Annotated in this window: 15 protein-coding genes and 1 tRNA gene; 7 read left to right on the top strand and 9 right to left on the bottom strand. The window is 68.1% G+C overall.

Features of this window, described 5'->3' with window-relative positions; translation table 11 throughout:
* Positions 1 to 186: 186 nt before the first annotated feature.
* Positions 187 to 2,133 carry an acetate--CoA ligase gene (gene acs, locus BJ972_RS15430; protein WP_129175464.1) on the top strand — a complete coding sequence of 649 codons (1,947 nt, stop codon included), beginning with the start codon at positions 187 to 189 and terminating at the stop codon, positions 2,131 to 2,133.
* Between the two features lie 86 nt (positions 2,134 to 2,219).
* Here acs and BJ972_RS17765 read toward each other — a convergent pair whose 3' ends face one another.
* The 3 genes from BJ972_RS17765 to sp36 all read right to left on the bottom strand — a co-directional run bounded on the left by BJ972_RS17765 (position 2,220) and on the right by sp36 (position 4,059).
* Complete coding sequence (locus BJ972_RS17765) at positions 2,220 to 2,864, bottom strand: endonuclease domain-containing protein (protein WP_164989947.1); 645 nt, start codon at positions 2,862 to 2,864, stop codon at positions 2,220 to 2,222.
* 506 nt (positions 2,865 to 3,370) lie between these two features.
* Positions 3,371 to 3,832 (bottom strand): RidA family protein, encoded by a 462-nt coding sequence (locus tag BJ972_RS15420; protein WP_129175461.1) that lies wholly within the window; start codon positions 3,830 to 3,832, stop codon positions 3,371 to 3,373.
* Entirely contained in the window at positions 3,832 to 4,059 is a 228-nt protein-coding gene (gene sp36, locus BJ972_RS15415) for a Sp36 family protein (RefSeq protein WP_129175459.1), read from the bottom strand. Before sp36 ends, BJ972_RS15420 begins: the two co-directional genes overlap by 1 nt.
* A gap of 72 nt (positions 4,060 to 4,131) precedes the next feature.
* On the opposite strand from sp36, the gene BJ972_RS15410 reads away from it, so the two are divergent.
* The 3 genes from BJ972_RS15410 to BJ972_RS15400 all read left to right on the top strand — a co-directional run bounded on the left by BJ972_RS15410 (position 4,132) and on the right by BJ972_RS15400 (position 7,814).
* Positions 4,132 to 6,708 (top strand): transglycosylase domain-containing protein, encoded by a 2,577-nt coding sequence (locus tag BJ972_RS15410; RefSeq protein ID WP_241830828.1) that lies wholly within the window; start codon positions 4,132 to 4,134, stop codon positions 6,706 to 6,708.
* Positions 6,705 to 7,682, top strand: coding sequence for a metallophosphoesterase (locus BJ972_RS15405; RefSeq protein ID WP_129175455.1), 978 nt, complete (start codon positions 6,705 to 6,707; stop codon positions 7,680 to 7,682). The genes BJ972_RS15410 and BJ972_RS15405 overlap by 4 nt, the downstream gene beginning before the upstream one ends.
* A 58-nt stretch (positions 7,683 to 7,740) precedes the next feature.
* A tRNA-Pro gene (locus BJ972_RS15400) sits at positions 7,741 to 7,814 on the top strand.
* 118 nt (positions 7,815 to 7,932) lie between these two features.
* Here BJ972_RS15400 and BJ972_RS15395 read toward each other — a convergent pair.
* Genes BJ972_RS15395 through BJ972_RS15380 form a run of 4 tightly spaced genes read right to left on the bottom strand, consistent with a single transcriptional unit; the run spans position 7,933 to position 12,963 of the window.
* Positions 7,933 to 9,666, bottom strand: a complete 1,734-nt coding sequence (locus BJ972_RS15395) for a glycoside hydrolase family 15 protein (protein ID WP_129175453.1) — start codon at positions 9,664 to 9,666, stop codon at positions 7,933 to 7,935.
* Positions 9,667 to 9,670: 4 nt separating this feature from the next.
* Positions 9,671 to 10,552 carry a universal stress protein gene (locus tag BJ972_RS15390; protein WP_164989946.1) on the bottom strand — a complete coding sequence of 294 codons (882 nt, stop codon included), beginning with the start codon at positions 10,550 to 10,552 and terminating at the stop codon, positions 9,671 to 9,673.
* A gap of 39 nt (positions 10,553 to 10,591) precedes the next feature.
* Positions 10,592 to 12,361, bottom strand: a complete 1,770-nt coding sequence (locus tag BJ972_RS15385; protein WP_129175449.1) for a DUF4012 domain-containing protein — start codon at positions 12,359 to 12,361, stop codon at positions 10,592 to 10,594.
* 2 nt (positions 12,362 to 12,363) lie between these two features.
* Complete coding sequence (locus BJ972_RS15380) at positions 12,364 to 12,963, bottom strand: cell wall protein (protein WP_129175447.1); 600 nt, start codon at positions 12,961 to 12,963, stop codon at positions 12,364 to 12,366.
* Positions 12,964 to 13,165: 202 nt separating this feature from the next.
* Here BJ972_RS15380 and BJ972_RS15375 point away from each other — a divergent pair, with 202 nt between their 5' ends.
* Together BJ972_RS15375 and BJ972_RS15370 are read left to right on the top strand one after the other, a co-directional pair.
* Positions 13,166 to 13,621 (top strand): VanZ family protein, encoded by a 456-nt coding sequence (locus BJ972_RS15375; RefSeq protein ID WP_306457508.1) that lies wholly within the window; start codon positions 13,166 to 13,168, stop codon positions 13,619 to 13,621.
* Between the two features lie 107 nt (positions 13,622 to 13,728).
* On the top strand, positions 13,729 to 15,024 hold the full coding sequence (locus BJ972_RS15370) for a UDP-glucose dehydrogenase family protein (protein WP_129175443.1): 1,296 nt from the start codon (positions 13,729 to 13,731) through the stop codon (positions 15,022 to 15,024).
* A gap of 245 nt (positions 15,025 to 15,269) precedes the next feature.
* On the opposite strand, the gene BJ972_RS15365 is transcribed toward BJ972_RS15370, so the two are convergent.
* On the bottom strand, positions 15,270 to 15,758 hold the full coding sequence (locus tag BJ972_RS15365; protein WP_129175441.1) for a hypothetical protein: 489 nt from the start codon (positions 15,756 to 15,758) through the stop codon (positions 15,270 to 15,272).
* Between the two features lie 62 nt (positions 15,759 to 15,820).
* On the bottom strand, positions 15,821 to 17,596 hold the full coding sequence (locus BJ972_RS15360) for a DUF4012 domain-containing protein (RefSeq protein WP_164989944.1): 1,776 nt from the start codon (positions 17,594 to 17,596) through the stop codon (positions 15,821 to 15,823).
* Between the two features lie 188 nt (positions 17,597 to 17,784).
* Between BJ972_RS15360 and BJ972_RS15355 the strand changes: the two genes are divergently transcribed.
* Positions 17,785 to 19,524, top strand: a complete 1,740-nt coding sequence (locus BJ972_RS15355; RefSeq protein WP_129175437.1) for an alkaline phosphatase family protein — start codon at positions 17,785 to 17,787, stop codon at positions 19,522 to 19,524.
* Positions 19,525 to 19,527: the final 3 nt, after the last annotated feature.

Genomic DNA, 19,527 nt, shown 5'->3' with positions numbered 1-19,527 from the left:
CGCAAGTACCTTTTTCCGACGAATGAGGGGTTTCCACATTCGGCTCACGGCTGGCTCGCAGCATCGGACGATGTCGAGGATTGATCGACTCGTCGGGGTTCGCTCGCGCCCCGGCCGAGGGGATATCGTCATGGTGGGCAGGCGAACCCGTTGACGACGTAATCGCGAAGGAGCGAGCGAAGCATCATGAATGCGCAGATCGATCACAATCTCGAAGAGATCCGCCGGTTTCGACCGGCACCCGAGTTCGCAGCCCAAGCCGTGGCCTCGCCCGAACTGTACGACGCCGCAGCATCCGACAGGCTGGGATTCTGGGCCGATCAGGCACGAGAACTGCTCACCTGGTCGAAGCCCTTCACGCGCACCCTCGACTGGACGAACCCGCCGTTCGCGACCTGGTTCGACGACGGCGAACTGAACGTCGCCTACAACTGCCTCGACCGCCACGTCGAAGAAGGAAACGGCGACCGCGTCGCGCTGCACTTCGAGGGCGAGCCGGGCGACAGCCGGGCGATCACGTACGCCGAGCTCACGGCCGAGGTCAAGCGCGCCGCGAACGCACTCATCGCACTCGGCGTCGAGCCCGGCGACCGCGTCGCAATCTACCTGCCCCTCATCCCCGAGGCCGTCGTCGCGATGCTCGCGTGCGCGAGGATCGGCGCGGTGCACTCCGTCGTGTTCGGCGGCTTCAGCTCGCAGAGCCTGTCGTCGCGCATCGACGACGCCGAGGCCCACGTCGTCATCACGGCCGACGGCGGCTACCGCAAGGGGCGCGTGTTCCCCCTCAAGCCGACCGTCGACGAAGCGGTCGCCGCGGCCGAGACCGAGGTGCGCGCCGTCATCGTCGTCGAACGCACGGGCGCCGAGGTGGAATGGACCGACCGCGACGTGCGCTGGTCCGAGGCGATGGCGGATGCCTCGAGCGAGCACACCGCTCTGCCCTTCAACGCCGAGCACCCGCTGTTCATCCTTTATACGAGTGGCACGACGGGCAAGCCCAAGGGCATCCTGCACACGTCGGGCGGCTACCTCACGCAGACGGCGTTCACGCACAAGAACGTCTTCGACCTGCACCCCGAGCGCGACGTCTACTGGTGCACCGCCGACGTCGGTTGGATCACCGGGCACTCGTACGTCGTCTACGGCCCCCTCGCGAACGGCGCGACGCAGGTCATCTACGAGGGAACGCCCGACACCCCGCACGCCGGGCGCTGGTGGGAGATCATCGAGAAGTACGGCGTCACGATCTTCTACACGGCCCCGACCGCCATCCGTTCGTTCATGAAGCTCGGCCGTCAGATTCCGCACGGGTTCAACCTGCGCTCGCTCCGCCTCCTCGGCTCGGTCGGCGAACCGATCAACCCCGAGGCATGGATCTGGTACCGCCACGTCATCGGCGGCGGCTCGATCCCCGTCGTCGACACGTGGTGGCAGACCGAGACGGGCGCGATCATGATCTCGGCGCTGCCCGGGGTCACCGACCTCAAGCCCGGATCGGCGCAGGTCGCCGTGCCCGGCATCTCCATCGACATCCTCTCGGACGAGGGCGAGCCGGTCGAAGGCGTGGGCGGAGGCCTGCTCGTCGTCACCGAGCCGTGGCCGTCGATGCTGCGCGGTATCTGGGGCGACCCTGACCGGTTCCGCGAGACGTACTGGGAGAAGTTCGGCGACAAGTACTTCGCCGGCGACGGCGCACGCCGCGACGAGGACGGCGACATCTGGCTGCTCGGCCGGGTGGATGACGTCATGAACGTCTCGGGCCACCGACTGTCGACCGCCGAGATCGAATCGTCGCTCGTCGCCCACCCGTTCACCGCGGAGGCCGCCGTCGTCGGCGCCTCGGACGAGACGACGGGCCAGGCCGTGGTGGCGTTCGTGATCCTCAAGGAACGCCAGACCGCGGGGCTCGACATCGCGACCGCGAGCGAGGAGCTGCGCGCGCACGTCGCGAAGCAGATCGGCGCGATCGCCCGCCCGCGACAGGTGTTCATCGTCGGCGAGCTTCCGAAGACCCGCTCGGGCAAGATCATGCGGCGCCTCTTGCGCGACCTCGCCGAAGGCCGTCAGGTCGGCGACACGACGACGCTCGCCGACACGTCGGTCATGACCGCGATCACGGAGCAGGTGCGCTAGCGGGGCGGGTTGCGCCTGGATTGTAGGCTTTCAGCCGCTGTGTAGGTCGCATTGCCCCTGCCACGACCTACATAGCGGCGAAAGGCCTACATTGGCCAGCGGTGCCGCCCGTGCTCCACCGCTCGCAGCACCTCCGATTCCACCCATTCCCAGTCGCGGATCACCTGGTCGTAGGAGAAACGCAACACGGTGTACCCGCGCGACGTGAGCCGTGCATCTTCGGCGAGGTCCTTATTGCGCTGATGTCGGGAGGAGTGCGGACCGAACCCGTCGAACTGGAGCACGAGGCGTTCCCCGACGAGGCCATCGACGCGGTGTCCGTCGATCTTCACTTGCGGCACCATCTCGATTCCGAGCCGCGCGAGTCGCACGCGAGGCAGGCTCTCGATGCCACTGTCTGCACGACCGTCGACTGCTTCCACGATTCGACGGAACTGTGCCGTGGACGAGGCCGCGAGCTCTGCAAGTTCGTCAGACGAGAGCAGCCCGAGCCGGATGGATGAGTCGAACGCCGCAACGGCCATCTCCTCGGGCTGGCATCGAGCGATCTGGCGAAGCATGCGCGGCACCCCGACGATCGCCTCGCGCCGTCGCTGACCGTCATCCCAATGCGCACGAACACGACGGGTCGGCGAGGCGTCATCCCCCGCCGCCGACCGCCGAAGTCGAGGCTGATTGCCGGGGACGCTGACATGAAGCGCACCGTCATCGATCGCCCAGACGCCGCGCACGATCGCCGCCGAGATGCACCCGACTGCCCCACCGACGGTGATCGCCTGAGCAACGAGGGGGTGCGCACGCGGAGAGACGAACCAGTCGCGCCGCACGCGGCGAAGCGCGCCGGTCTCGAGCGCTCGTGTCAGTTCGGACGGGCGTACTCCCTGAGCGTGCAGCCGCGAACGATGAACGGCTCCGAACTCGGGAATGGTGATCGACGGCATCCACCCACCATCGCGCCGCCGGCTCGATACGGGTTCGACGGCGGCGACATCTGGGGGATCGTGCGGTGGGCGCGCCCCTGTGGAGGGATGTCACTGTAGGGGATCGTGCGGAATGTAGGCGCCACAAGCGACTCGGCGCCTACATACGTCTAGATCCCCTACAAACGCGGAGGGGTGGGTGGACAGGGTTTCGCGGGTGCGGACAGCGCGCGGGCCGGCCCGATGGTGAGGATGCCGATGACGAGGGCGCGGCCGACGGAAGACGGATGACGCGGGCTCGCGTCATCCGCTCGGCTCTACGCGAAGGCGACGACGATCTCGATCTCGACGGGGGCGTCGAGGGGCAGCACGGCGACGCCGACGGCGGAGCGCGAGTGCACGCCCGCGTCGCCGAAGATCTCGCCGAGGAGCTCGGAGGCTCCGTTGATGACGCCCGGCTGACCGGTGAACGCGGGGTCGGAGGCGACGAAGCCCGTGACCTTGACGATCTGGGTGACGCGGTCGAGCGAGCCGATCACCGACTCGACGGCGGCGAGGGCGTTCAGGATGCTGAGGCGCGCGTACGACTTGGCGTCGTCGGCGGTGACGGCCGCTCCGACCTTTCCGGTCGCGGGCAGAGCGCCGTCGACGAAGGGCAGCTGGCCCGACGTGTAGACGAGCGAGCCCGAGATGACGGCGGGCACGTACGCGGCGACGGGCGCGGCGACGGCGGGCAGTTCGATGCCGAGCTCAGCGAGTCGGTCGTGGATGCGAGACATCATTCTCCTTTGAACTGCTTGGCAGCCTGGGCTGCTGCTGCGGTGCCGCGAGCGGCGGCGTCGGCTCCGGAGGCGTCACCCACGGGGCGCTTGAGGTAGGCGACGAGACCGCCCTGCTCGTTCTGCACGATCTGAACGAGCTCCCAGCCCTGCTTGCCCCAGTTGTTGAGGATCGCTGCGGTGTTGTGGATCAGGAGGGGGGTGGTGATGTACTCCCACGTGGGCATGGCTGACCTCATTCGAGCGGTTTAACAGGGTTTGCGCTTAAGCTCCACTATATGTCTGCCCAAAAACGAACGATGAGCGGCGCCGTCGGCGGCCTGCTCGGTGTGGTCGGCCTTAGCGCCGCCGCCGGTGTGCTGGTGACCGTCGCGGTCACGCCCGCGCTCGCTGTGACCGGCATCGCAGCCAACAGCAGCATCTCGATGTTTGAGAACCTCCCTGACTACCTCGCCATCGACGACCTCGCTCAGAAGTCGACCATCTGGGCCACCAACCCGGTCGACGGCTCGCAGCTCGCGCTCGCCTCGTTCTACGACCAGGACCGCGAAGAGGTGCCGTGGGATGCCGTCAGCCAGACGGTGAAGGACGCCGCGATCGCGGCGGAGGACCCGCGCTTCTACGAGCACGGCGGCGTCGACCTCGCGGGAACGATCCGTGGTGCACTCGTCACGCTCTCGGGCAACGACGTGCAGGGTGGATCGTCGATCACCCAGCAGTACGTGAAGAACGTGCTCATCAACAACGGCGTCTCGCAGGCGACGACCGAGGAAGAGCAGGAGGCCGCGTACGAGGCGGCCACCGAGACGACACCCGAGCGCAAGCTCAAGGAGATCCGCTACGCGATCGCTCTCGAGAAGCAGTACTCGAAGGACGAGATCCTCCTCGGCTACCTGAACATCGCCGGCTTCGGTGGCCGTGTCTACGGCATCCAAGCCGCCGCGCAGTACTACTACGGCGTCAACGCGAGCGAACTGAACCTCACGCAGGCGACGAGTCTCCTCGCGATCGTCAACAATCCCGACAACCTGCGTCTCGACCAGCCCGACAGCGAGCGCAACGGCGTCAACTCGGTGAACTCGAAGGGTGAAGTCGTCCCCTACCTCCGCAACAAGGATCGTCGCGACTACATCCTCGATCGCATGCTGGAGTACGGCAAGATCACGCAAGCCCAGCGCGACGAGGCCGTCGCGACCCCCGTCGAGCCGAGCATCCACCCCTCGAGCACCGGATGCCAGACGGCCGGCGCATCGGGCTACTTCTGCGACTACGTGACGTGGGTCATCAAGAACCAGATGGATGACCCCGAGACCGAGATCAACGAGGGTGTGCGTCTGCTGCAGCAGGGCGGACTCGACATCTACACGACGATCGACCTGAACCTGCAGGATGCCGCCGACCGCACGATGCGCGAGAACGTTCCGTTCGTCGACGGTCGCTTCGACGTCGGCGCGGTCGCCGTCTCGGTCGAGGTCGGCACGGGCCGCGTGCTCGCGATGACGCAGAACAAGAACTACTCGCAGGACTCCGAGGTGCTGAACGCCGACCGAGGCTTCTCGGCCATCAACTACAGCACCGACTTCGACTACGGCGGATCGATGGGCTTCCAGCCCGGATCGACGTTCAAGGTCTTCACGCTCGCCGAGTGGCTCAACGAGGGTCACTCGCTGCTCGAGTCGTTCAACGGTTCGCGCAAGTCGATCAGCAACTTCCCCGGCGCGTGCAGCGGCGGCACCTATGTCGTCGGCGGCGGCTTCAACCCGCGCAACGACGACGGCCGCATCGCGAACAACGCCGTCGACGCCACCAAGTGGTCGGTCAACTCGAGCTACATGCAGATGGCCAGCCAGGTGCAGCTCTGCGGCATCAAGAACACGGCTGAGGCGTTCGGCGTGAAGCGCGCCGACGGCAACGAGCTCGGCAAGCCCGTCTCGAACCCCGAGGGCGAGTTCGCTCCCTCCGACGTGCTCGGCACGCAGGAAGTCGCGCCGCTCAGCATGGCGACGGCCTTCGCCGGTATCGCCAACAACGGCACGACCTGCACGCCCATCCCGATCGACCGCATCGTCGGCCCCGACGGTGAAGAGATCGCTGCACCGAAGTCGACGTGCTCGCAGGCGGTGGCCCCCGAGGTCGCGCACGCGATGGACTACGCCATGGAGCAGGTCTTCTCCGGCGGCGGAACCGCGACGGCGTCGAACACCGGCTCCGGCGTTCCCCACATCGGTAAGACGGGTACCACTGACGGCGCGAAGGACACCTGGATGATCGGTTCGTCCACGCGCGTCGCGACCGCCGTCTGGGTCGGCAACGTGACCGGTGAGGCGAACCTCCGTGACCTGAGCTTCGACAGCGGTGCGGCCGCGACGGCCCGTCACCGCATGTGGCCCGCGATCATGTCGGTCGCCGACCAGAAGTACGGCGGAGACGCCTTCCCCGACGCTCCCTCGAGCGCGTTCCGCCAGGTGCTCGTCGATCTGCCGAACCTCGCGGGTCTGACCCTCGACCAGGCGCGTCAGGCTCTCGAAGAGGCCGGCTTCCAGTTCGCCGACGGCGGTCAGCGCGACTCCGACCTCCCCGTCGGTCAGGTCATGGCGAGCGAGCCCTCCGGCCAGGCCGGTCGTGGCTCGGTGGTCACGGTCTTCACGAGTAACGGCAAGCTCAAGGTGCTGCCGAACGTCGTGGGCCAGAGCCTGCAACAGGCGACGGCGACGCTGACGGCGGCCGGGTTCTCGGTGACAGGCAACGGCAACGGCAACGTGACCGCGATGAGCCCCGCCGCAGGAACCCCCGTGGCTCCCGGCACCGTCGTGACGCTCACGGTCGGTGGCGGCGGCAATGGGAACGGCAACGGCAACCAGGGCAACGACGGATGACGCACTCCTCCGGGGGCGGCGCGCTCGGCCGAATCGCAACGGTGGCCGGCGTCGCCGCTCTCGCGACGCTCGCGTACGGCACGCTCGTCGAGCGCACGCGGTGGACCCTGCGGCGCGAAACGATCGCCGTCCTGCCGCCCGGGTCGACCCCGATCCGCATCCTCCACCTGTCCGACCTGCACATGGCGCCCTGGCAGCGGTCGAAGCAGCAGTGGATCCGTTCCCTCGCCGACCTGAAGCCCGACCTCATCGTCGGGACGGGCGACATGCTCGGGCACGAGCGCGGCATCGATGGTGTCGCGAACGCGCTCGGTCGCTTCCGCGGCATCCCCGGGGTATTCGTGAACGGCTCGAACGACTACTTCGGCCCGACGCCGAAGAACCCGTTCCTGTACTTCGCAGGCCCCTCGAAGCCGCACGCCACGGCGAAGCGACTCGACACGGAAGAGCTCCTCGACTTCTACCGTTCGCTCGGGTGGATCGACCTCAACAACGCGGCGGGAGCGCTCGACATCGAGGGCACCCACCTCGAGTTCTTCGGGGTGGATGACGCCCACAAGCACCTCGACCGCCTCGAGCTCATCACCGGCGCGATCGACGACCTCCGGGCTTCGGACCCCCTCGGCGACGAGTCGTGGCCCGACGGCCCCGATGCAGCCGAGCCGCGCCCGACGCTCACGATCGGTGTGACGCACGCTCCGTACCAGCGCGTGCTCAACTCGTTCGTCAACCACGGCGCTCAGGTGATCTTCGGCGGTCACACCCACGGCGGCCAGGTCTGCCTGCCCGGCTACGGCGCGCTCGTCACCAACTGCGACATCCCCCGTCGCCAGGCGAAGGGCCTCTCGGTCTGGACCCACGGTCTGCGCGCCGCGTACCTCAACGTCTCGGCGGGCCTCGGCACGTCGATCTACGCTCCGGTGCGCTTCGCCTGCCCGCCCGAGGCGAGCCTCATCACCCTCGTCGCGAGCTAGTCGGCTTGGTCGAAGGGTCGCCGTTTATCGGCTATCCTTGTGGAGGCCCATGTGGCTCCGGGGTGTGGCGCAGCTTGGTAGCGCGCGTCGTTCGGGACGACGAGGTCGCAGGTTCAAATCCTGTCACCCCGACGCAAGCCCTCATCTTCTGATGGGGGCTTTCGTCATTCCCGGGCGCACTGCGAGTTGCCACGAATGCACCGTGTGGGGCGCCCGCGACGGGGCATTCGCGGCAACTCGCAGGGGCGGGTCAGGACGCGAGCGCCCGCGCCGCGGCGACGAGCGTCAGGTGACTGAGCGCCTGGGGAACATTGCCGGCAGCGCGCCCCGCGCCGGAGTCGTACTGCTCCGCGAGGAGCCCGACATCGTTCGCGAGAGCGGAGAGCCGGTCGAAGAGCTGCTGGGCGTCATCCGCTCGTCCACTCCGCGCGTACTGCTGCACGAGCCAGAACGAACACGCGAGGAACGCGTTCTCGCCGCCCTCGACCCCGTCGACGCCCGATTCGGTGCGGTAGCGGCGCACGAGTCCGTCGACGACGAGGGTCTGCTCGATGCGCTCGACCGTCGCGAGCATGATCGGGTCGTCGGCAGCGCAGAAACCGATCATGGGCAACACGAGCAACGAGGCGTCGACCTCGTCGGTCTCGTCGTGCTGCCGGAACCAGCCGCCCGGGGCGACCCCGTCGGCGAGGATCGACGCACGGATCGCGTCGCGCACGAGTGCCCAGCGAGCGCGCGGCCCACGCCGCCCGCTGTCGATTCCCCGGATGCCGGCATCGAACGCCGCCCACGCCATGGCGCGTGAGTGCACGAAGTGGCGTGCCGGGCCGCGGATCTCCCAGATGCCGCGGTCGGGCTGCTGCCAGATCGTCTCGAGATGGGTGAGCAGCTCGACCTCGAGGGGCCACGACAGGTCGTCCTCGACGAGTCCGGCGTCGCGCGCGAGCCCGAGGGCGCGCAGGACCTCACCGAACACGTCGACCTGCGTCTGGGTGAACGCCGCGTTGCCGATGCGCACGGGGGCGGAGCCCCGATACCCCGGCAGCGAGTCGGCGACCCATTCGGTGAGCCGACGCTCCCCCGCGACGCCGTACATGATCTGCACGTCGGCGGGGTCACCGGCCACCGCACGGATCAACCAGTCGCGCCATTCGGCGGCCTCTTCGGTGAAGCCCGCGGCGAGCAGCTCCTCGATCGCGAGTGCCGCATCGCGTAACCAGACGAACCGGTAGTCCCAGTTGCGGGAACCCCCGAAGTCCTCCGGCAGGCTCGTGGTCGCGGCGGCGACGATCCCTCCGGTGTCGATGTTCGACAGCGCGCGGAGCACGAGCAGCGAACGGCGTACGAGGCCCGTCGACGACGATCCCGCCGCCCAGTCGGCCCACCAGTCGCGCGTGGTGCGCAGCGCGGCCTCGACATCGAGCGTGGCCGGGGGCGCGGCATACGACGGGAACCACGACAGCACCGTGTCGACGCGTTCGCCCGCAGTGACGGAGACGATCGCCTCGTGCGAGAAGCCATCCGCCTGCCACAGCAGACCGCGTACGACGAGCGCGTCGGGGCCCGCGACAGCGACGAGGCCGTCGTCACCTTGACGCACCCACGGCAGCGCCTCGGCGTAGTCGAATCGCACGCGCAGCTCGTGGCGCATGACGACGCGCCCGCTGACGCCCTCGATGCGGCGGACGACGTGGCTGCCGTCTCCGACCGGCATGACGTCGGTGACGCGCGCGACACCGTCATCCGTCGCCCACACCGTCTCGAGCGTGAAGGTGTCGCCGTCGTAGGCGCGCGAGACGAGCCGCGCATCGCCGACGGGGGCGAGCAGCCAGCGTCCGTGATCGGCATCGCCGAGGAGCGCGCCGAAGACGGATGCCGCGTCGAAGCGCGGCACGCAGAGCCAATCGATCGAGCCGTCGGCACCGACGAGCGCGCCCGTTCGACTGTCGGCGAGCAGCGCGTACTGGTCGATGTCGAGCGGCATCGGCTCAGCGCACGACGACGGTCGGCGCCTCGAGGTGAGCGAGCACTCCGTGACTCACCGAACCGAGCAGGAGGCGCGCGATTCCCGTGCGACCGTGGCTGCCGACCACGACGAGGGAGGCGTCACGAGCGGCGTCGGCGATGGCGAACGCCGGCTCGTCGACGACGACGACGTGGTCGACCGAGAGACCGTCGAGGTCGATGCCGTCGAGCGCGCGTTCGAGGGCCGCGCGACCGATGTGCTCGTAGTCGATCGGGTCGACGATGAGTGCCGGGCTCTGATTGCCGAGGCCGAAGTCGGAGACGGGCGGCACCGGCAGGGCGTGCACGGCGACGAGGGTCGCGCCGAGCGCTCGGGCCTCCTCGACCGCGAAGGCGAGGGCGCGCCCACCGAGCTCCGACTCGTCGACGCCGACGACGATGCGGTTGCGATCCGAGACGTCGACCGAGGGGATGACGGCGACGGGCACGGCACTCGCTGCGGCGAGACGGATTCCCCGTACGCCGCGCGAGCGCTTCGGCGACTCGTGCTCGGTCGTGCGGCGCCCGTCGGAGCCCTCGGCATCGCTGCCGATCACGAGGAGCGCCGCCGACTCGGCGAGGTCACCGAACACGTGCACGGTGTCGCCCTGCTCGAGAGACGCCTCGACCGCGACATCCGGCGCGACCCGGCGCACGACGTCGAGAGCTTCGTCGAGGATGCGCTGACCGTGGCTCTGAGCGGCGAGGAGGAGCTCGGCGTTGTCGGTCGCCCGAATGGCTTCATCGATGACGTGCACGACACGCAATCGCGCTCCGGTGCGCGCGGCACGTCTCGCCGCCCACTCCACGCTGCCGAGCGCCGCGGCGCTCCGATTGACTCCGACCACGATTTCGGTGTGCGTCATGACTCCATCCTGCCGCATGCGCCTCCGGCCGCGCGTGACCTATGCGGCGCCGAGCCCCGTCATGAGCGGGGTCGTGACGATCACAGGGTCGACCTCTCCGGGCGACGCCGAGATGAAGTGGAAGGTGAGCGTGACCGATTCGCCCGGGGCGAGAACCACGGGCGCGGTGTTCACCACCTGCGTGCCGAGGGGCACGCTCGCGTAGCCGACGGATGCTCCGTCGCGGGTCACTCCGCCGTCGAACGCACCATCGGGCGCGTAGACGGTGATGTTCGTTCCGATGCTCCCCGCGGGAACGCCGTAGTAGCCCGCGGCCGTCACCCGCTCGGGCAGTAGCGCTGCCGCGTCGGCGGGAGCGGTGCTCGTGAGGGTGACCTCGATCGCGACATCCGCTCGACCGTCCTCGCGCTCGACCGTCGCCGTCTGCCCGACGGAGACGTCGAGGTAGGCATCCATCTTCGCGCCGGTCGTGTCGTTGAGGTACACGCCGTAGCCCTCCGGACCGAGGAGCTTCTGGGCCGACAAGAGCCCTCCGAGCGTCGTCGAGGCAAGGACCGCCTGCTCGTCGTCGTGCGCGCTCCACAGCGCGATGCGATGTTCGTCGCCGGCGCGCGCCAGAGCGCGGAGCAGCGAGCCCGCGTCGGCGTTGCCGTTGGTGAGAGCGCTGAACACCGCACCCGAAGCCGACGCGAAGTAGTCATCCTGCGCGGCCTCGCCGGGGAAGCGCGAGTAGACGTCGACGAGGAGGTTCTGCACGGCGTTGTCGGCCGTCAACTCGTCGCCGTTCGCGAGAGTGACCGGCCCCGTCGCGGCGAGCAGGTAGCTCATACCGACGGGGTCGACGGCGATGACGCCATCGACCGTTCCGCCGCGTTGCGCCGTCCAGAACTCGGCGGCGAGGGCACCGGCCGTCGAGAAGTCCGGGTCCATGGTGACGTTCTGGATGAACTGACCGGCCGTCGTCCCGAAGATCTGGGTAGTGCTCGCGGGCACCGTCTGCGACGTCATGGCGCCGCGCGGGAAGGCGCTCGTGCTCACCTGGTCGACGAGGGTGATCGCGCCGGCCTCCGCGTGGATCTTCGCGAGAGCACCGGGGATGCCGCCGGCCGTGCGCAACTCGGCATTGTTCTGGAACAGGATGACGTAGTCGCGCGGTCCGTCGAGGCCGAGCATCGACGGAAGGAGGTGCGTGGCGCTCGCGAGCGCATCGGTGAGCGAATCGGCCTGCTCGAGGGCGTTGCCCAAGCGATCGGCGGCGTCGGCGACGGGTCCGATGAGCGAAGCGCGATCGATCTGATCGACGCGAACGGATGACGCGCTGACCACCCGCGCGGCATCCTTCGCCACCGGTGCGGCCTCACGCAGCGGCTCGAGATCGATGGCACCGCCGACAGGGCGGAAGGACGACGACTCGAGCGAACCGGCGAGTTCGGCGAGAGGCTCGATCGCTCCCGAGGAGACGGCGTGGAGTTCTTCGGAGAGAACGCGCACGGCCGCGAGGTTCGCACCCACGACGGGCACGACCTCGGCGGCGCGCCAGATCGGATCGCCTGTCAGGGCGACAGCGCTCTCGGTGCGATCGACCAGTCGGGTCGACGCGTCGAGGGCGGCATCCGGGTTCGCCTCACCGATGGCCGACTGCACGGCCATCGCCCAGGGAACGGCCGCCTCGAGCTCGCCCTTCGCGAGCCAGGCGCGAACGCCGACCCACGCCACGCACGCAAGAAGCAGCCCCAGGGTCACCGAAACGGTCCCGACGACGAGACGTCGCCGGGATCGCTTCGACGACCGGGCATCAGCCCGGTCCATGTTCAGCGCCGAGAGTAGCGGCGCGACAGCATCACGACACCGCCGACGGCCACCAGACCGAGGGCACCGAGGCCGATCGGCAGGGTGAGCGCGCTCACTCCCGTCGATACGAGCCCGGGCGTCTCGACACTGGCCGTCGTGACACCGGGAGGTGCCGTTGCGCAGTCGGGCGTCGCGTCGGGGTAGCTCAGCGGCACGACGAGGTCGGGGTTGACCTCGATCGTCGCACTCGTGAGGTTACGAGTCCAACCGAAGTTGCCACTCGTCTGCACCCACTGGCCGCCGACCTTGGTCCAGCCCGGCCAGCCACTCGGCTCGCCGTTCGCGTCGACGGACGCGCCGGGCCACAGGATCGTGCCCGAGAGCTGGCCGTTCACGAGGTCGCCGAGCACGATCGATTCGGTGTTCGTGCCGTCGCTCAGGATGAGCGTGGCGGTGTTGCTCGTCGACTGCGAGTCGGGATCCGTGAGGGCGATCTCGTAGGTGATGTAGGGAACGTTGCCGTCGCAGACGCTGGTGACAGCGGAACCTGCGAGCGACGGGTTCGCGGGAGGAGGAGTGGGTGGGTACTCCTCCGCGGACGCGATAGTCGGGGCGGCCACAAAAGCGGCAGCCAAAATGAGCGCAGCACAAGACTTGCGGAGCACGGGAGCCTCCGGGGTTCGGGTAAGCGTCTGCATTCGGGTAACAGACGCTCGCATTCTACGCGGATAGCATCCCCGCACGCAGCCCCCGGATGGGGGTGGTCGGGAGGCGCCCGGTTCGTGGCCCGTAGGGTCGAAGGATGCGACCGAGGAGGTAACCCTGACATCGACATGCACCACCCGGCGGCGCGCGCTCCCCGCGCGCGTCCTGCTTGCCGTCTATCTCATCGCGCTCGCCTGGATCGTCTTCATGCCGGCACGGACCGCGGGGCGAGTCATCGGCCTGGTCGACATCGTCGCGGGCTGGGCGGGTGCGTTCGGAGTGCCCTTCGACGTCGCGTACCCGGTGCTCGAGTTCTCGGCGAACATCGCGTTGTTCGTGCCCTTCGGCATCCTCGTCGCACTGTCGATACCGCGCTCGCGCCGGCGATTCGGGATGACGGCGGCTCTCGCCTTCCTCTCGAGCTGCGCGATCGAACTCATCCAACTGAGTATTCCTACTCGGGTGTCGACCGTCAGCGACGTCGTCGCCAACACGCTCGGCGGCATCATCGGCGCGCTGATCATTCGCGTGCTCACGCGCCGCGGCGCACCGACCACCGTGAACCCGGCGTGACCGGCCGGTGTCGCCGTGTTAACGGTGTGTTGCAGGGCCGCAGGGTGACCCCCTCTGCCGCGATACGCTGGGCGGGAACCCGTCATCCTTAGCTCTGGAGCAGTATTTTGAGAATCTCTGTGATCGGTTGCGGTTACCTCGGCGCGGTCCACGCGTCGGCGATGGCCGAACTCGGCCTCGATGTCATCGGTATTGACGTCGACGAGTCGAAGATCGCACGCCTTCAGGCTGCGGAGCCGCCGTTCTTCGAGCCGGGCCTTCCCGAGATCCTCGCGACGGCTACCGCCAGCGGACGCCTCACCTTCAGCACCGACATCGCCGACGCGAAGGGCGCCACCGTGCACTTCGTCGCCGTGGGCACGCCGCAGAAGCCGGGTAGCCACGCTGCCGACCTCCGCTTCGTCGATGCGGCCGTCGAGGCCCTGCTCCCCCACCTCAACCCGGGCGATCTCGTCGTCGGCAAGAGCACCGTGCCTGTGGGCACCGCCGAGCGTCTCGCCGCACTCGTCGAGCCGACCGGAGCGTCGCTCGCGTGGAACCCCGAGTTCCTGCGCGAGGGCTTCGCCGTGAAAGACACGATCGAGCCCGACCGCCTCGTCTACGGCGTGCGCGACGACCACGCCGTCGAGGTTCTCGACCAGGTCTACCGCGTCGCCCTCGAGGCAGGCACGCCGCGCATCGTCACCGACTACGCGACCGCCGAGCTCGTCAAGGTCGCCGCCAACGCGTTCCTCGCGACCAAGATCTCGTTCATCAACGCCATGGCCGAGATCGCCGAGGTCACGGGCGCCGACGTCACCCAGCTCGCCGACGCGATCGGACACGACGCACGCATCGGCCGCCGTTTCCTCGGCGCCGGCGTCGGCTTCGGCGGTGGATGCCTGCCGAAGGACATCCGTGCCTTCACCGCTCGCGCGGAAGAGCTCGGCAAGGGCGAGTCGGTCGCCTTCCTCAAGGAGGTCGACTCGATCAACCTGCGTCGTCGCGACCGTGTCGTCGATCTCGCCATCGACGCGCTCGGCGGGTCGGTCAACGACCGCAAGATCGCCGTGCTCGGTGTCGCCTTCAAGCCGCACTCCGATGACGTTCGCGACTCGCCGGCGCTCGACGTCGCCGTGCGTCTCAAGGGCCTCGGAGCGCGCGTCGTCGCGACCGACCCCGAAGGCATCGAGAACGCCCGTGCACGTCACCCGCAGCTCGACTACAACGCGAGCCTCGACGAGACCCTCCGCGACGCCGACCTCGTCGTGCTGGTGACGGAGTGGCCCGAGTTCCGCGGCCTCGACCCCGTCGCGACCGGTGAGATCGTCGCCGGCAAGCGCGTCATCGACGGCCGCAACTCGTACGACCCCGCCGCCTGGCGCGCCGCCGGCTGGGAGTACCGAGGCCTCGGCCGCGCCTGACCCCGAGTCACACGAAGCCCTCCTCCCGTTCGCGGGTGGAGGGCTTCGTCGTGTGCGGGCGTCGCGCTTACTGCCCTTGCACCAGCTTGTGCGCATTTGCGCCAGTCCGGCTGGCGCAATGGGCGCATAGTGGCGCAATCCCGCTGCCCCACCCTCACTAGCCGGGGGTCTGACGGATGACGCGTTAACGGCAGAACGCCCCGAGCCGAAGCTCGGGGCGTTCTGAACGGTGAAGCGGGCGAGTGTTACGCGCCAGCCTTGTTGCGACGCACGAACGTCGTCACGACGACGAGTGCGACACCGAGGAGCAGTGCTCCCGCAGCGGCCCAGATGACGACGACGGGAACGTCGAAGCCGGTTCCGGCGAGTCCGCCACCGGGGTTGGCCGAGTCGGAAGCGACGACCGTGAACGAACCGACAGCGGTGACGCCGCCAGCCGTGACGGTGATCGTGTAGGTGCCCGGCGTGCTGGCCTGAGCGGTGTAGGTGACCGATCCGTTGACGACCGGCTTGGAAGCCGTGCCCGCCTTCAGGATCGACAGGGTGACGGCGTCAGGGGCCGTGGCGGTGCTGGGACCGTCAGGGAGACCCGTGAACGTCAGGTTGGCCGTGTCGCCCACCGAAGCGGTGACCGTCGGACCCTGGCCGGCGTAGCCGGCGGCGTTGGCGCCGAGCGCCGGAATTGCAACGAACGCAGCGACTGCAATGAACAGCGCAGCAAGCTTCTTCTTCATAATGTGATTTCCCCTCAATTGGCGCGGTGGTTTTGCCCGATCACTTCACCGTGCGAGTCCCCTCAGAATAGGGCACTTTCACAGTCGATATCCAGTTGCCCTGTAACAAGCGGATTAATCATTGGCGTCACAAAAGTGTCGATTCCGGTTCGTTTCGGGTCGTTTCCGAGGAATCCGAACTCGAATTTCTGAGACTCTCCGGGCGCGAGCTCGACCGTGACCTTGCTCAGGGTGTAATCGGCCTCGACGGCCGGGTGGTACGGAGCTTCCGCGCCGTTACTGCGAACTCCGAGGTTGAACGAGCCCGGATAGCCGTAGACGGCGACGGTCGTCTTGATGTTTCCCGGTGCTGTTCCGAAGTTTCCACCACCCGTGATGTACCCCGGCAGCGAGGTCGCGGCGTCCCCGGGCGCGGTGTTCGTGAGTGTGACGTGCAGCTCGAAATTCGGTCGCCCATCATTACGACATGTCACAGATCCGGCGTCGAGGGTCACATCGAGGAAGTTGTCCATCTTCGAACCCGTTGCGTCATTGAAGTACACGCCGAAGGCTTCAGCCGTCGCCGTCGAGTCCGGCAGGTCACCCGCGAGCGTCGTGTCGGCGAGCACGCTCTGCTCGTCCTCCCGCGCGTTCCAGATGAGGATGCGATGTTCTTCACCACCCGTGATGAGAGCCTGGATGAGCTTCGAGGGTTCGACCGATCCTGATGCCAGGGCGTTGAAGACGCTCGAGGCGGCAGCTGCGAAGAAGGCGTCCTGGTCGGCGGGATCAGAGTAGCGCTGGTACGCCTCGAGCAGCAGCAGCTGCACCGCGTTCTCGCTCGTGAGCACGTCGCCCGTCGGCAGTTCGACCGGGCCCGTCGCCTCGAGCAGGTAACTCAGCATCACCGGGTCGGTCGCGATCACACCGTCGGCCTCGAGGCCGAACTGCAGCCGCCACATCTCGCGGGCGATGGAGGCGGCGAGGGGGAACTGCGGCGTGAAGTTCACGTCTTGAATCCAGCGCGCCGTGTTGTCGCCGTAGAGCGCGAGCGTGTCGATCGGCAGGTCGACGACCGGCGGATCGAAGCGCGGGAAGTCTTGAGAACTCGCCTGCTGCGCGAGGCCGAACCCTCCCTGATCGGTGTGGATGAGTGCGAGGGCGCCGGCGATGCCGCCGGTCGAGCGCAGTTCGGCGTTGTTCTGGAACAGCAGCACGTAGTTACGCGGCCCGTCGACGCCGAGCATGGCGGGCACGAGCTCGACGGCGTTGTCGAGCGCATCGAGGGTGGCCGACGTCTCGACGAGAAGATCGGTGAGTTCGCTACGCGCGTCGGCGAGAGGGCCGACGACGGGCTCGCCCGCGACGGCGCGCACGCGCTCGGTCGCCGCAGCCAGGGTGTCGGCAGCCGCCGAGACGCTCGGCCCCGCGTCGATCATGGGCTGCAGGTCAACCCGCCCGCCTGCGGGCGCGAAGTCATTCAGTTCAATGGTCGACGACAGCTCGGCGAGCGGTACGACCGCTCCCGAGGCGACGTCGTCGACGGATGCCGCGAGCTCACGCACCACGGTGAGATTCGGCCCGAGACCTGGGATGAGCTCGACGACGCGCCAGACGGGGTCACCGGTCAGCGCGGCCGCCTCTGCGGCGTGCGCGGCGAGCTTCTCACCGTCATCCACCGCCGCTTCACTCTCTTGAGCGAGCAGATGCTTCTTCATGCTCGTCGCGAGCGGCATGGCCGCTTGCAGCTCGTGGGTGGCGAGGAAGCCGCGCACGCCGACCCAGGCGAACGAACCGACGATGAGCACGAGAGCTCCGGCGATCGACCAGGCCCAGATACGGCGGGTGCGCCTCTTCACCGTTCGAGAGTGCCGTCGCGACGCACGGCTGTCTGTCGTGGGGCTCTCAGGCATGGGGTCCATTAGAACAGATGAGCTCGGCGTGATGTCGCACGCGGTGCATCTGTCGCGGGGCATCCGGGCGCAATATCATCGAACGCATCGCGCACGCAGAGGCGGGTTCGCGCGGTCTCGACGAGGGGGAGCAGATGTCGACAGATGGCCCGGGCGATCGCCCGTCGACCGAACGGAAGTCGGCGTCATCGCGCCGCGATTTCATGCGAGCGGCCGGTTTCGGGCTCGCCGGCCTCGCCGTCGGTGGCGCAGCGGTGGGCGGCGTGGCAGCGATCGCCAATCAGCAGGACGAACTCAACTTCACGCCCTTGAAGAAGCGCGACGAGCCCGGTTTCGATCACGTCGTCGTGATCATGTTCGAGAACCGTTCGTTCGACCACATGCTCGGCTGGCTCTACGCGGAGGGCGCGGTTCCCGCCGGTCAGACGTTCGACGGGCTCCACCAGGGCCAGTACTCGAACCCCGGCGCATCGGGCGAATCGGTCGCCGCGCACATCTACACCGGCCCGACCGACCTCATCATGGCGCAGCCCGACCCCGACCCGGGCGAGTTCTACCCGCACGTCAACACTCAGCTCTTCGGCACGATCGACCCCGAGAGCAACAGCGACCTGAACAACGCGCTCCAGGCGCCGTGGAATCTGCCGAAGGACACGACGAAGCCGACGATGGACGGGTTCGTGAAGGACTACATCGTCAACTCGACGCACACGCGCGGTCGCGCTCCGACACCCGAGGAGTACGCGGTCGTCATGGGCGGCTTCTCGCCGCCGATGCTGCCCGTTCTGTCGACGCTCGCCACGAGCTTCGGCGTCTACGACCACTGGTATGCCGCCGTTCCCTCGCAGACGTTCTGCAACCGCTCCTTCTTCCACGCGAGCACCTCGCACGGTTTCGTCACGAACTCCGAGAACGGCGGCACGCAGAAGTGGCTCAATGCCCCGGCCGTGCCGACGGTGTTCACGCGCCTCGAAGACGCGGGCAAGTCGTGGCGGGTCTACTACGACGCCCAGCAGGTCGTCTCGTTGACCGGGCTTCTCAGCGCGCCCTCCATCGAGAAGTACTGGAAGACGAACTTCCGCAGCATGGAGCAGTTCCATGAGGATGCCGCGAACGGCAACCTTCCCGACTATGCCTTCGTCGAACCGCGCATGGTCTTCGACCACAACGACATGCACCCGCCGGTGGCGAAGGCCGGCTCGAAGACGGCCGAAGAAGAGGTGCCCGAGCACGTCTCGGCATTCTCCGACATGCGCGCCGGCGAGCAACTGCTCGGCGAGGTGTACACGGCGGTGAGGAACGGGGCGTCGACCACGGGTTCGAACGCCATGAACACCGTGCTGCTCGTGACGTTCGACGAGCACGGCGGCATCTACGACCACGTCGCACCGCCGAAGGCCACTCCCCCGTCGGGCAAGCCGGAGGCCGGTGAGATGGGATTCACGTTCGACCGCCTCGGCATCCGCGTGCCGACGATCGTCGTCTCGGCCTACACGAAGGCCGGCACCGTCATCAACGACGAGATGCACCACGGGTCGCTCGCGAAGACGATCGCTCAGCTGCACGGCCTCGAGCCGCTCACCGAAAGGGATGCCGGCGCAACAGGCATCTTCAATGCGGTGAACCTCACGACGCCGCGTCAGCCCGCGACGTGGCCGACGGTGACGCCGGCCTACGTTCCGCCGAACCCCGACGCCGACCCGCGCTCTGACAAGGAGAAGGACAAGACCCGGCCGCTCACTCCCCCGGCGCTCGGCCTCATCGGCATCCTTCTGGCGAAGTACGAACCGAATGCACCGCTGCCCGAGAACTACGCCGACGCCTACGAGGTCTTGAAGAAGCACGGCGACGGGTTGTTCGGGGTGAAGGACTGACCC

This window comes from Agromyces atrinae, from assembly GCF_013407835.1.
Classification (GTDB): Bacteria; Actinomycetota; Actinomycetes; order Actinomycetales; family Microbacteriaceae; genus Agromyces; species Agromyces atrinae.
Note: the sequence above shows the minus strand (reverse complement) of the source record. Positions and strands in the feature narration are given on the sequence as shown.